Source organism: Gammaproteobacteria bacterium (assembly GCA_016199745.1).
Taxonomy (GTDB): Bacteria; Pseudomonadota; Gammaproteobacteria; order Acidiferrobacterales; family Sulfurifustaceae; genus JACQFZ01.
In genome coordinates this window covers 38,801-51,080 of record JACQFZ010000031.1, presented here as the reverse complement: position 1 = coordinate 51,080, position 12,280 = coordinate 38,801, and the positions used below count along the sequence as shown (strand labels likewise).

14 protein-coding genes are annotated in these 12,280 nt (G+C 57.3%); 6 read left to right on the top strand and 8 right to left on the bottom strand.

Annotation, left to right across the window (positions count from 1 at the left end; translation table 11 throughout):
- Positions 1-93: 93 nt before the first annotated feature.
- Positions 94-845 (top strand): IS5 family transposase gene (locus tag HY308_08600; GenBank protein MBI3898343.1). Its coding sequence is split into 2 segments (ribosomal slippage): positions 94-322 and positions 322-845, totalling 753 coding nucleotides; the frame shifts between segments, so codons are not numbered across the junction.
- A 9-nt stretch (positions 846-854) separates the two neighbouring features.
- Here HY308_08600 and HY308_08595 read toward each other — a convergent pair.
- Positions 855-1,319, bottom strand: coding sequence for an N-acetyltransferase (locus tag HY308_08595; GenBank protein MBI3898342.1), 465 nt, complete (start codon positions 1,317-1,319; stop codon positions 855-857).
- Positions 1,320-1,703: 384 nt separating this feature from the next.
- Here HY308_08595 and HY308_08590 point away from each other — a divergent pair, with 384 nt between their 5' ends.
- A complete protein-coding gene (locus tag HY308_08590; GenBank protein MBI3898341.1) occupies positions 1,704-3,686 on the top strand; it encodes an InlB B-repeat-containing protein in 1,983 nt (660 codons plus the stop codon).
- Positions 3,687-4,388: 702 nt separating this feature from the next.
- Here the strand turns inward: HY308_08590 and HY308_08585 are convergent.
- The 4 genes from HY308_08585 to HY308_08570 are packed head-to-tail and all read right to left on the bottom strand — an operon-like array spanning position 4,389 to position 6,818.
- A complete protein-coding gene (locus HY308_08585; GenBank protein ID MBI3898340.1) occupies positions 4,389-5,081 on the bottom strand; it encodes a YceI family protein in 693 nt (230 codons plus the stop codon).
- Positions 5,074-5,637 (bottom strand): YceI family protein, encoded by a 564-nt coding sequence (locus tag HY308_08580; protein MBI3898339.1) that lies wholly within the window; start codon positions 5,635-5,637, stop codon positions 5,074-5,076. Before HY308_08580 ends, HY308_08585 begins: the two co-directional genes overlap by 8 nt.
- Entirely contained in the window at positions 5,634-6,188 is a 555-nt protein-coding gene (locus HY308_08575; GenBank protein ID MBI3898338.1) for a cytochrome b, read from the bottom strand. The genes HY308_08580 and HY308_08575 overlap by 4 nt, the downstream gene beginning before the upstream one ends.
- Positions 6,189-6,218: 30 nt before the next feature.
- The gene (locus HY308_08570; protein ID MBI3898337.1) at positions 6,219-6,818 is read right to left on the bottom strand and encodes a hypothetical protein; all 600 of its coding nucleotides are present in this window, start codon (positions 6,816-6,818) and stop codon (positions 6,219-6,221) included.
- Between the two features lie 189 nt (positions 6,819-7,007).
- Here HY308_08570 and HY308_08565 point away from each other — a divergent pair, with 189 nt between their 5' ends.
- From HY308_08565 to HY308_08555, 3 genes are all read left to right on the top strand, one after another.
- The gene (locus tag HY308_08565; protein MBI3898336.1) at positions 7,008-7,343 is read left to right on the top strand and encodes a cupredoxin domain-containing protein; all 336 of its coding nucleotides are present in this window, start codon (positions 7,008-7,010) and stop codon (positions 7,341-7,343) included.
- 11 nt (positions 7,344-7,354) lie between these two features.
- Entirely contained in the window at positions 7,355-8,197 is an 843-nt protein-coding gene (locus HY308_08560; protein MBI3898335.1) for an FTR1 family protein, read from the top strand.
- A gap of 93 nt (positions 8,198-8,290) precedes the next feature.
- A complete protein-coding gene (locus HY308_08555) occupies positions 8,291-10,198 on the top strand; it encodes an ATP-binding cassette domain-containing protein (GenBank protein ID MBI3898334.1) in 1,908 nt (635 codons plus the stop codon).
- Here HY308_08555 and HY308_08550 read toward each other — a convergent pair.
- The gene (locus HY308_08550) at positions 10,195-10,995 is read right to left on the bottom strand and encodes an ATP-binding cassette domain-containing protein (GenBank protein MBI3898333.1); all 801 of its coding nucleotides are present in this window, start codon (positions 10,993-10,995) and stop codon (positions 10,195-10,197) included. The genes HY308_08555 and HY308_08550 overlap by 4 nt on opposite strands.
- Positions 10,996-11,010: 15 nt before the next feature.
- On the bottom strand, positions 11,011-11,358 hold the full coding sequence (locus HY308_08545; GenBank protein MBI3898332.1) for a histidine triad nucleotide-binding protein: 348 nt from the start codon (positions 11,356-11,358) through the stop codon (positions 11,011-11,013).
- 146 nt (positions 11,359-11,504) lie between these two features.
- On the opposite strand from HY308_08545, the gene HY308_08540 reads away from it, so the two are divergent.
- Complete coding sequence (locus HY308_08540) at positions 11,505-11,828, top strand: hypothetical protein (protein MBI3898331.1); 324 nt, start codon at positions 11,505-11,507, stop codon at positions 11,826-11,828.
- Positions 11,829-11,964: 136 nt separating this feature from the next.
- Here the strand turns inward: HY308_08540 and HY308_08535 are convergent, their stop codons facing one another.
- A complete protein-coding gene (locus HY308_08535) occupies positions 11,965-12,279 on the bottom strand; it encodes an HU family DNA-binding protein (protein MBI3898330.1) in 315 nt (104 codons plus the stop codon).
- Position 12,280 lies beyond the last annotated feature (1 nt).

Genomic DNA, 12,280 nt, shown 5'->3' with positions numbered 1-12,280 from the left:
TAGGGCGTGTCCTCATTCTGCGTTAGCGCTCTGTTTTAGCTGATTTCTGGTCGATTTATGAGACCCTTTGCTTGAGATGGAGGGATTTTGTAAATGGTCAGAAAAGTATTGGACGATGGATTGTGGGATCAACTTCAAGTCACCTTAAAATCCAAAGGTTGTCATCGCTGGAAAAATGATCGTGCCGTGATGGAAGCGATTTTATGGAAGCTGCGTACCGGTGCGCCGTGGCGTGATGTTCCTAACGAATTTTGTCCCTGGAAGACCGCGTACAACCGTTTTAATCGTTGGGCCTTGAAAGGTCTGTGGGCGGAATTTTTTTTGAGCTACGAGGCGAAATTGATTCAGAGTGGGTATTCACCGATGGAAGCTACGTCCGCGTGCATCAGCATGCAAGCGGAGCTAGGCAGGGTCACGAGCGAGCCATCGGTACCTCCCGAGGAGGCCCTACCACCAAGCTTCATCTTGCCGCCGATGCGCATGGAAATCCGATTGATTTTGAAATCACTGGGGGTGAAGTTCACGACTCTCAAGTTGCAAACCAGATAATTGAGAAGGTCGGCGAGGCGGATAATTTTATTGCTGACAAGGCCTACGATTCTGAAGCCATTCGAGAGCGGGCCAGAGAAGCTGGCATGACGCCGGTGATCCCGCGAAAATCAAACAGCAAGAGGCCCAATCCGGAGTTTGATGCGCATCTCTACAAGCTTCGTCACTTGGTCGAGAATTTATTTGCCAGGCTCAAGCACTTTCGAAGCATTGCTACTCGCTTCGAGAAGCTGGCCCGCAACTTCAGGGCCATGGTCTTTCTCGCTTGCTCTTTTATTTGGCTCAAACTGAAATGAGGACACGCCCTAGTCGAGCGCCTTCTGCATCACTACCGAATCGACCCAGCGACCAAACTTAAATCCGACTGCTGTCAGCGTACCCACATGGACAAAGCCTTGGCGTTCATGCAGGCGCTGAGAAGCAATGTTGGTACTGCCACCGATCACGGCGATTATCTGTTTCATTCCTAGGCGTCTGGTCGGCTCGAACAGGGCTGTGATCAGCGCCGTGCCGATGCCGTTACCTACCTGCGCCGGATCGACATAGACCGAATCCTCGACGGTATATCGGTAGGCGGAACGGGTTCGATACGGTCCAACATAACTGTAACCGACAATACGCCCGTCCTTTTCCGCTACCAGATAAGGCAGGCCAGCGTCGACGATCACGCGATAACGTTGACGCATCTCTGCGACGTCGGGAGGTGATTCTTCAAAAGAGGCAGTGCCGTTGAGGACATGATGTGTGTAGATGGCGCTGATGCCTATCATGTCGTCATCGCCGGCCGAGCGAACCCGGAATGCGGTGTGTAACGTTTTGGTCACTTAAAATTATCCTCTAGTTATACAGGCAATAAGCGCAGAACCCCTACTTAACCAGCTTGTGGCCGGGGTATCACCTGAGTTCGCCCTGCGCGCCTAGCCGACACGCGGTCGTTGCACTACAGCAACACCCGCGGTAACTACCATGCTTTAACGGATTTAGCCACGCGCAAACCGCTTCTATAGTCACGAGCGGCGCGAAAAGTCTTACTCATTACCATCCTACCGCTAAGCCTCACCGACGCCGCGCACAACAATCTGCAGTAGCCATTACAGCAAATTCATAGGGAGCTACGACAGGGGTCAATTCTATTTTGCGTTAGGAGGCTCGACATGCAAAAGCCGAAAAGGAATTTTCTCGGCAAGTTCAGCCGATCGCTGCCGTCATTGATGGTTGGCGTTTTGTTGTTCGCAATGGGCGGTGTAGCGCATGCTGTCAATTATCAATTGACGGTTACCACGACCGGCTCGGGCAAAGTCACTACGAGCCCTCCCGGCATTAATTGCCAACCCGACTGTACCGAATCCTATCCGGCCGGTACGCCGATCACGGGAACGGCGACAGCCGCCGCCGGTTATCGCTTCGCGCGTTGGACCGGCACGTCATGTACGACCGCAACCTGTACGCGAACGCTAAATAGCTCCGCTACGATCGGCGCGGTGTTTGAGCGGATCCCGACGACGACGTACACATTGACGGTTGCCGTGACCGGCACCGGTACGGTGACATCAAGTCCCGCCGGCATTAGCTGCGGCACCGATTGTTCTGAAGCCTACGCGTCGGGCACCGCGGTAACCCTAACGCCGGCACCGGCAACGGGCTATACCTTCGCCGGTTGGAGTGGCTCGTGCAGCGGCACCGGCAGCTGTGTCGTGACGATGTCGGCCGCACGTTCGGTCACCGCCACCTTCAGCCAAGGCACGCCGACCAGTTACTTGCTCTCGGTCAGCAAGACCGGATCGGGTACGGTCACGTCAGCGCCGGTGGGAATTAATTGTGGCAGCGATTGTAGCGAATTGTATGCGCCTGGTACCTCGGTCACGCTAACGGCGACACCAGCAACGGGTTCCACCTTCAGCGGTTGGAACGGCAATGGTATTTCGTGCCTGGGCACCGGTACTTGCGCAATGGCAATGAGCGCCGCCCGCAGTGTTACGGCGACGTTCACATCGACCAGTAGTTCGGCCAATCTCTGCGACGGTCTCGTCATCGACAAGAGTAACCATCCGATGACAGCCCTGACCAAACCGGCGCTGGGACAAACGGTGGTCGATCCGCAATTCGGTACAACGATCCGTCGTATTACCGCTGTCAGCGGCTCCGGCGTTATCAAGCCGGCGTACTCGACGATTCCGGCGTGGAACGCGGATGAGTCGTACCTGATCTTGTACCACACGGGTACGAGCGACAGCGGCCATCATCTGTACAACGGCAAGACCTACCAACACATCAAGCCGCTCGATATTTCGCCGGCCGACCTCGAACAATTCTATTGGCATACGACCGACCCGGATGTGTTGTTCTACGTCAACGGCAACTCGCTGATTCGGTACCACGTCAGCAGCGGTGCGAAAGACGTCGTCAAGACATTCGCGTGCGGCGGCAGTGTCAGCGGCGGTTCCGATCCAATGTTCATGTCGTGGAACTCCGATGTGATCGCGCTGCGTTGCAGCAGTGGCTATGTGTTTACCTATCGCATCAGCACCAATACGGTCGGTACTGCACTGAGTAACGGCGGCGACACCGCACCGCAGGCATCTGCCAGCGGCGCGCTGACGTTCTTTAGCAATGGCAGCGCTGAAGTGCGCGATCTCAACATGAACTACCTGCGCGGCTTGCCCGTCAGCGGCGAAGATCATGCGTCGCTCGGTCGGTTGGCGAGCGGGATGGATACGCACAACGGCGTTTCGTTCGACGGCAGCTATGTCGGTTCGCTGGTGACGAGCGATATGACCAACGGCGCGGCGCGCGTCATTGTCGGACCGGCGACCGGGTATCCGTATCCACCGAGCGGGCATCACATCTCGGCGATAGCGTTTAAGAACCCGGGTTGGGTCGGTGTTTCCATCGTCGGCAATACCAACGGCCAGACGGCGCTCAACAATGAGATCTTGCTCGCCAATACCAATGCCGGCGGGCAAGTGTGTCGCGTGGCGCATCATCGGTCGTACGGCAAGGCTGGGCCGCGCGATTATTGGGCTGAGCCACACGTTGTCATTAGCCCACGCGGTACGCGTCTGTTGTTCGGTAGCGATTGGGGCGGAGGTCAGAGTGTCGATAGCTATGTCATCGAGTTGCCGAGCTATCAACCTTAACGATGCGGCGGACGCTAATGTTTCCCCGTTAATTGGTGAATAACGTAACCCTAAGCCACTCCCCTCTCCCCTTGCGGGAGAGGGGCCGGGGGAGAGGGGTGGTCATACAAAACAGTCTGTATGGTGTTCCCCTCTCCTTGTTTCTTCTTCCGCAAGGGGAGAGGGAGACGTGTTGGATGAGTTCATGGGCGAAGTAACGAGGAGATACTAGCCCGCCGCTATAGCGATGCGGTCCGCCTTTTTTATCGCGTTCATCGACCAAAACCAACAGCTTATTCGTTCCTTCCGCTTTGGCCCGCTCGTCTGTTGCCAGCTTCCATTCGACGCGGACACGCGGTGGCTGTGCTCTTATCAACTGTAATCACCGTGGTCTTTGTCGCCATTAGCATGCACCCACTTTCACAGAGTGGCTAACCACGTACCACGATGAGTACCCGCAGCAGCATTACTACGACGATGCCAAGTTCAGTTTCGCCGGCATCGAGAATCACGGTTATTTCGGCAATCGCGGCGGCGCTGTGGCGGTCGATTCGGCGTCGCATTATCAAGCGACGATCGATGCCTACCGCCGTAAACCGGTGTACGTGGTCGAGGGTAACGGCCTATGGCGCGCGTGTTGGGCACAAGGGCAGGCCGGTTGTTGTAGACCGCGAAGTAGGCATGCGGAGCGGTCCGGCGTCGTGCCGGACCGCTCCGTATTTTTTAGGGCCGTCGCGCGTAGACGACGAATTGCAGATCGATACGGTCTTGCACCTTCAAGGCGCCGCCAACCGCGCTGAACGGTGTAATGCCGAAGTCGGTTTGATTGACGGAGAAATGGCCGCTGACACGCAGGTGGCCGGTGGTTGTTTCAATCTCGACGGGAATTTGTAACGTTCGGGTGACGCCATGCAAGGTGATTTCCGCATTTAACGTGCGATCGTCATTCGGCGTGACGTGAAAGCTCAGGTACGGATAGCGATCCGCTTCCAGTACCTTGTCCAACATGTTACGTCGCGTACCGTCGATATCGTTTTGCGATGGGGTAGAGTCGAAGCCCGCTTCCGCGCGCAATGCCGGCTCGTCGACGGTCAGCGATGCCAGCGGCAGATACAGATCGGCTTGCTGCGGATTGGAATTACGCAGCAACACATAACCGTGCAGATCGCGACTGGCGACAACGTGGTTGTGGCCGAAGCGCGCGAGTGAACCGCCGCGATACACGTGGACCACGGCCTGCGACTGCGCGCTGTCGATCGCCAGTACCGGTTCGCCGCGGGCGATCGCTTCTTGATAAAACGCTTCCGGCAGCGGTGCGGTTGCCGGCTGCTCGATCGGTACGACCGTCGGCTTGGCGCAGGCCGCGGCTAGCGTTGCGAACAGTACGATCGCGCCCGCTTTGCGCCGGTCAACCATGTTTGCGCAGCCCTATTTTAAACTTGAGCTTGATGTTCTGGCCGATCACATCGCCCGCGGCCCATTCGCCGGTACCGACGTTGAAGGCGTTGCGATTGAGCGTCAACTCGCCATCCATCGTTGCGCCGTCGGCAGTCGCTTTCCAATTGAACGGTACCTCCACGTCTTTTTGCACGCCTTTGAGATTCAACGTGCCTTTTGCGACATAACGTCCCGGCGCCACTCGGCGCACTTGCCGGCTCTTGAACTGTGCCTGCGGGAAGCGCTTGCTATCGAACCATTCCGTTCCCTGGACCGCTTCGTTCACTTCGCCACTCGCCATGTCGGCACTGCCGATGGTGACGTTGACTTGGAGTTGTCCGCCCGCCGGCTGCTCAGGTTCGAACTGGGTCAATTGCGTGTCGAATTGTTTGAACACACCCGGTGCCGGTTGGCTTTCATAAGTCGGAATGAATTCCAGCCGGCTGGTTGCCGGATCCATGTTCCAATCGGCGGCCTCGGTCGTTGCCGCCGCCATTACTAGAAATAGGCACAACCAACGGGCTTGGTGCTTCATAGTTTTCGTCCTCGGAACGGCGACATGCGCAGGAGAATATCGTTGTGCTTCACAAAATGATGCCGCAGGGCGGCGGCGATGTGTAGCACGAGCACGATCGATATCGCGATAAATAGCGTCAGGTGCGCTTGTTTGGCCAAGTGCTCGAGTGCTTTGTCGGGGGCGACAATGGCCGGCAGCGGCCATTGCCAGAAGATACGAAAGGGAACGTTAGCGGCGGAGTTGATGATCCAGCCGGTGACGGGTAATGCCAGCATCAACGCGTACAGCAGGAAATGATTGGCACTCGCCGCCGCATGTTCCCAGCGCGGCGCGAAAGCCGGGGCGGCCGGTGTCGGATTGAGCCAGCGCCAAAGTAGGCGTAGCACGACGAGTACGAGTAACAGAATGCCGAGCGACTTGTGCCAGACGTAGAGGTCGAGTTTGGTCGGCGACAGTCGCCAGCTGACGGCGAGCCAGCCGAGAGCGAATTGCGCGAAGATCAACGCTGCCATCGACCAATGCAACAGTTTGGCGATCGCTCCCCAAGAGTAGCGGGTATTGCGTAGCATGCGACGGTTACGCTCGATGTTATTGTCCCGTTAGGTTACCTGGATCGTCGGGACCGCCCAACTTTTTTCGAAACGGCTCGTTGCGGCGTACCGGCGCCAGAGATAAAGCGCGAGCGCACCGACGCCGAGTAGCAACAGCGCAACTATTACCAGCCGGCCGAGCACGGGAATAAATGTGATAACCCAGAGTGCGACTACCGCGACAGCGACGGCGGCAATACGCCAGCCGGTCGTGGCCACACGGTGCTTGCCGATGGCTTTCAACGCCAGCTCGCTGATATAAAAAATCCCTATCAAGAAACCGAACAACAGCAATACCAGATAAAGCGCGAGTACGGTCAGCGCTAGCCAGACGCCGAACAGCGTGGCGAACAGCAAGGCAATCACCAACGGTGTTGCGGCGAATAGCGCCGTGCCGAGACCGATCGATTTCCAAACATTGCCATCAATGACGCGAGCGGCATGGATCGATGCGATTTGTTGCGCGATCGTTACCGTGCCGCCGGCGAGGTAAGTATCTTCATGGACCGTCCCATGGACCACGACCGCGTCGCCGGACTCCTGGGTCGTTATCGGTGCTGCTATCAGCAGAGCGACGACGGCGAGGAAACGGCGGTTAATGACGCGCATATCGATTCCGGTTCGAAGAGGTCCAAACGTATTATCCGAAGCGAAATAGGGCGCCACCAATCGCTAAACTTATGGCTATCGGCCGATAAATCGCCGAGAAAGCAGGACTATTGAGTTCCGAAATGAGAACTATTATCATTTACCCTCCTCGGTCGCCGAGGCCGTCCTGATTACAAAAGAGGAGTTCTCATGAAGTCGAAGCTTGCTGTGTTGTTTGCCGGATTTGCCTTGAGCCTGTCGGTGTCCGCGGCGGATGCGCCGGCGACCGAGTTCACGATTGTCATCAAGAATCACCGCTTCGAGCCTGCTGAAGTCACCGTGCCGGCCGGCAAGAAAGTGAAGCTGGTTGTCGATAACCAAGACGCCACCCCGGAAGAATTCGAGAGCCACGATCTGAAGCGCGAGAAGGTGATCGCCGGCAACACCAAGGCAACCATCGCCATTGGCCCGCTCAAAGCCGGCAGCTACGACTTCGTCGGTGAGTACAACGAAGATACCGCCAAGGGCAAGATCGTCGCGCAATAAGCGAGTCCGCCATGTTCGGTTCCGCCATCATCGTTTTCCGTGAAGTGCTCGAGGCGGCGCTCATCATCGCTATTGTGATGGGTGCCAGCCGCGGCGTTGCCCATCGTGGTCGTTGGGTCGGCGGCGGCATCGGCTTAGGTCTTGCCGGTGCGGTGGTGGTGGCGATATTCGCCGGTGCGATTTCCGAAGCGGTCGAAGGCAGCGGTCAGGAAATCTTCAACGGTGTGGTGTTGCTGGTAGCGGTCGCGATGTTGGCGTGGCACAACGTTTGGATGAGCGCCCATGCCCGCCAGCTCGCCGGCGATATGCGGCGTTTAGGGCATGATGTTAGCGTCGGCGTGAAACCGCTATCGGCAATGCTGATCGTGACGGCGCTGGCGGTATTGCGCGAGGGGTCGGAGACGGTGTTGTTTCTTTACGGCCTGCTTGCCAGCGGCACTGGCGGCACCTCGCTCTTTATCGGCGGTATGCTCGGTCTGGTCGCCGGTGCGATCCTCGGTGTAATGATTTATCGCGGTTTGTTGCACGTGCCGTTGCGGCACTTCTTTAGCGTCACCGGCTGGATCGTGTTATTGCTTGCCGCCGGGTTGGCGCTCAACGCGGCCGGCTTTCTCGCACAGGCAGACGTGTTACCGGTGCTGGCCCCGGAAGTGTGGGACACCTCGCACATCCTGAGCCAGGACAGTGTCGTCGGTCAGTTCCTGCATGTGCTGATCGGTTACAACGATCGGCCGTCGGGTATTCAGCTGGTTTTCTATATCGTTACGTTATTCACTATCCTGGTGCTTACGCGTCTATTCGGCGGCTCGGCGCGCCGGCAGGCACGCACTTCCTCCACCGAACGCGCTGCCTAGCGGGTAGGGCAGTCTGCCGCTCCTGCGGTTATTTTCCAGCAGCGCTACAATGCGCGGCTCGTCGATCACCGGCCGCCACACCGCACGCCATTCATGACACTGCTTTCACTGACTAAGGTCTCGCTGGCTTATGGCCATCATCCGCTGCTGGCGCACGTCGATTTTCAAATCGACGCCGGCGAGCGGGTTTGTTTGGTCGGCCGTAATGGCACCGGCAAGTCCACGTTGTTTCGCGCCATCACCGGCATCGCCACGCCCGACGACGGCGAGATTTGGCGACGCGATCCGTTGCGGGTGGCCCATCTCGAGCAGGAGGTACCGCCTGATACCGATCAAACCGTGTATCAAGTGGTGGCCACCGGCTTGGGCGAGCTCGGCACGCTATTGACCGAGTACCACAATGCGACCCATCACGTCGGCAGCACTAGCGCGTCGCTCGATCACCTGGCGACGTTGCAAACGCGCATCGAGGCGCTCGACGGTTGGAACATCAGCCAGAAAGTGGAAACCGTGCTGAGCCGACTGAACTTGCCGGCCGACAAGCGCCTGGCCGATTGCTCCGGCGGCATTCGTCGGCAGGTGATGTTGGCACGGGCGTTGGTGTTCGAGCCCGACTTGTTGTTGCTGGACGAGCCGACCAACCATTTAGATATCGCCGCGATTACCTGGCTCGAAGAATTTCTGCTGTCGTATCACGGCGCACTGATCTTCATTACCCACGATCGTACTTTCTTAAAGAACCTGGCGACTCGTATCATCGAGCTCGATCGCGGCAACCTCAGCTCGTTCCCCGGCGACTTCGATCATTACTTGCGCAAGAAAGAAGAGATGCTGGAGATCGAGGCGCGCGCGTTCGCCAAGTTCGACAAGAAGCTGGCGGACGAAGAGGTATGGATCCGGCGCGGCGTCAAGGCGCGGCGCACGCGTAACGAAGGTCGGGTACGGGCGTTGCAAGCACTGCGACGTGCGCGCAGTCAGCGTCTCGATGTCCAGGGTAAGGCTAGCTTCGAGCTCGATAGCGGCGCGCAATCCGGCAAGCTGGTAGTGGATTTGCGTAATGTCAGTTTTCGCTACAACGATCACCACATCATTGGGGACTTTTCGACCCACATCCTGCGCGGCGATCGCATCGGCATCGTCGGTCCGAACGGTTCCGGTAAGAGTACGTTATTGAAACTCATCCTAGGTGATTTAGCGCCGACCGCCGGCGAAGTGGTGATGGGGACGCGCTTACAGCTGGCTTATTTTGATCAGCACCGCGGCCAGCTCGACCCGAATAAAACGGTACGGCAAAACTTGAGCGAGGGGCAGGATTACATCTCGGTCAAGGGCCGCTCGCGTCATGTGGTCGGCTATCTCAAGGACTTTTTATTCCCGCCGGAGCGCATCGATTCGCCGGTGAAGGCGCTGTCCGGCGGTGAGCGCAACCGTTTGCTGTTGGCAAAGATTTTTACCCAATCGGCCAACATGATGGTGCTGGACGAGCCGACCAACGATCTGGATGTCGATACGCTCGAGCTGTTGGAAGATTTGTTGGCGGACTACGAGGGTACGTTGCTGTTGGTGAGTCATGATCGTACGTTTCTCGACAATGTCGTCACCAGCACCCTAGTTTTTGAGGGTGACGGCCGCGTTGGCGAATACGTCGGCGGTTACGAAGATTGGCAGCGTTACAAGGCGTCGCGTCCATCGGCGCGCGCACAAGCGCCACGGTCGGCGAGTGTTACCGCGGTGGTTACCGCATCGGCATCACCGAGCAAGCCGCGCAAGCTGTCTTACAAAGAACAGCGCGAGTTGGAGACCTTGCCGGCGAAAATCGAGTCGCTCGAAGCCGAGCAGGTTCGGCTGCACGCGGCGGTCGCTGATGCCGGGTTTTATCAACAGTCCGGCGAAAAAATTGCAGCGACATTGACACGGCTAGAGGCGATTACCAGCGAGCTGGAGTTCTGCTATAGCCGTTGGGAAATTTTAGAATCGCAGATTGCCGCGCCCGGCAGCTAAGGCGCGCGCACGGTGCCGGGGATGACTTGATAAAAGCCGTTTGCCTGTACTAACTCAATCGGCGTATCGAATAACTCGCTGAGATTTTTGCGAGTCAGAATTTCCTGCTTCGCGCCTTCGCCAATAATCACGCCGCGCTTCAACATCAGCACGTGCGTTACTTCCGGCGGTATCTCGTGGATATGGTGCGTGACGAGAATCAGTGTTTTGCCGGCGCGCATCAGATCGCGAATGATCTGCAGATATTGAAAACATCCTTTGATGTCGAGGCCGCTAGTAGGTTCGTCCAGTAGCAGCGTTTCCGGATCGTTCACCAGTGCCCGACCGAGCAGGAACCGGCGCTGCTCGCCGGTCGACATCGTTGCAAAAAATTTATCCTTGAGCGCATCGATACCGAGCATGCGCATGACGTGTTCCGCACGGGCGCGCTGGTCAGGGCTGAATTGTTGATGCGGCCAGGTATCAATGCTGGCGTAGTAGCCGGACAAGATCACATTGATGCCGCGTGCATGTCCGGCGTAGTGCTGCTGGAGATCGTGCGAGACGATGCCGAGATGCGCGCGCAGTTCCCAGACGTTCCAGGTCTCTTGTCCGAACAGTCGGATATAACTGTCCTCGTTCGGTCGTGGATAAAGCTCGCGTGCCAATAACTTCAACAGCGTTGTCTTGCCGGCCCCGTTGGGGCCGAGGATGACGGTATTGCGCCCCCGAACCATTTCCAGCGACAGTTTGTCGAACACCTGCGTCTCGTCGCGATAGGCCGAGACGTTTTTGAATTCGATGATTTTTTGCACGATGGATATACGACCGCGTTATCCCGGCGGCCATTGCAAGCGGCGTCCGCCGAGCAGGTGTAGATGAATGTGGAATACGGATTGGCCGGCGTCGAGATTGCAGTTCATGACGGTACGGTATCCGCCGTCGGCCACGCCGAGCTCACGGGCGAGGCGCTGCGCGGTCAAGGTTAATTGGCCGATGAGCGCCGCGTCTTGCGGCTGTAGATCGTTCAACGTAGCGACATGGCGCTTGGGAATAACAAGCACATGGACCGGCGCCTGCGGATTGATGTCGCGAAACGCTAGCATGGCATCGTCTTGGTAAACGATGTCCGGTTTAATGGCACCGGAAACCATCTTACAAAAGAGGCAATCGTTGGCCATAGTAGGCTCCTCGTTGGACCGGCAGAACGGGTTGCCGAGAGGATAGTGCCTCGGCGGTGGACGTGGAAGCCGGAGGCGTCATTCCGACGATCGTGGTTTAAAATAGGGCGAGGCCATTCCTAAAAAACGAGTTGGAGGTTGTAGAGATGCCGATGGAAGAAGACCCCGTAGTGGGGGCGATGTATCAAGATTCGGAAGGCCTCGCCTTCGAGATTCTGTCGTTTAATGAAGATGAAGGCTTGATCGAAATTCAGTACGAAGACGGCGATGTCGATGAGATCGATATCGATGCCTGGTATGAGTTGGATCTAGAGCCGTTGAAGCCCGGTGCTTGGAAGAACGCCGACGAGGACGAAGCGGAAGAAGAGGAGGAGGAAGAGGAAAAGCCGGCGCGCGGAAAGGCCGAAGACGAAGATGATGACGACGACTTCGATGAGGATACCGACAACGAAAACGGTGAGCAGGAGTAAGGATCGCTAGTCACAACGCGCCCGCCGCCAGGCGGCGGGACAGCAAGTACCGGGTATATAAAAAAAACGAAAAGTACGACGGGGAAATTCTGACTGGGGAGGAGCGAGCCGCCTCCTCCCCGCTAAATCCAGTTGGTCAGACCATATCCTTCAATGTCTTGAGCGGCTGTACCTTCACGACGTTACGCGCCGGTTTGGCCTTGAACATGACTTCTTCTTTGGTGAAAGGGTTGATGCCCTTGCGTGCGGGAACCGCAGGCTTTCTGACAACCTTGACTTTCATCAGACCGACGACATTGACGATGCCCGGGCCTTTTTTCAGATCGCGTGCCATCAAATCGGCCAGCGAATCGAAGACGGCGGCGACGTCTTTGCGCTTAAGACTGGTCTTCTCGGAGATGTAGTTCAAGATCTCAGATTTGGTGGTTGGCTTTTGTCCGGCTGTTGCCATG

What these genes read in the sequence shown, in the direction of transcription:
- HY308_08595 (MBI3898342.1), bottom strand. Translation starts at nt 1,319, where the DNA reads ATGATAGGCATCAGCGCCATCTACACACATCATGTCCTCAACGGCACT.
- HY308_08590 (MBI3898341.1), top strand. Translation starts at nt 1,704, where the DNA reads ATGCAAAAGCCGAAAAGGAATTTTCTCGGCAAGTTCAGCCGATCGCTG.
- HY308_08585 (MBI3898340.1), bottom strand. Translation starts at nt 5,081, where the DNA reads ATGGTTGACCGGCGCAAAGCGGGCGCGATCGTACTGTTCGCAACGCTA.
- HY308_08580 (MBI3898339.1), bottom strand. Translation starts at nt 5,637, where the DNA reads ATGAAGCACCAAGCCCGTTGGTTGTGCCTATTTCTAGTAATGGCGGCG.
- HY308_08575 (MBI3898338.1), bottom strand. Translation starts at nt 6,188, where the DNA reads ATGCTACGCAATACCCGCTACTCTTGGGGAGCGATCGCCAAACTGTTG.
- HY308_08570 (MBI3898337.1), bottom strand. Translation starts at nt 6,818, where the DNA reads ATGCGCGTCATTAACCGCCGTTTCCTCGCCGTCGTCGCTCTGCTGATA.
- HY308_08565 (MBI3898336.1), top strand. Translation starts at nt 7,008, where the DNA reads ATGAAGTCGAAGCTTGCTGTGTTGTTTGCCGGATTTGCCTTGAGCCTG.
- HY308_08560 (MBI3898335.1), top strand. Translation starts at nt 7,355, where the DNA reads ATGTTCGGTTCCGCCATCATCGTTTTCCGTGAAGTGCTCGAGGCGGCG.
- HY308_08555 (MBI3898334.1), top strand. Translation starts at nt 8,291, where the DNA reads ATGACACTGCTTTCACTGACTAAGGTCTCGCTGGCTTATGGCCATCAT.
- HY308_08545 (MBI3898332.1), bottom strand. Translation starts at nt 11,358, where the DNA reads ATGGCCAACGATTGCCTCTTTTGTAAGATGGTTTCCGGTGCCATTAAA.
- HY308_08540 (MBI3898331.1), top strand. Translation starts at nt 11,505, where the DNA reads ATGCCGATGGAAGAAGACCCCGTAGTGGGGGCGATGTATCAAGATTCG.
- HY308_08535 (MBI3898330.1), bottom strand. Translation starts at nt 12,279, where the DNA reads ATGGCAACAGCCGGACAAAAGCCAACCACCAAATCTGAGATCTTGAAC.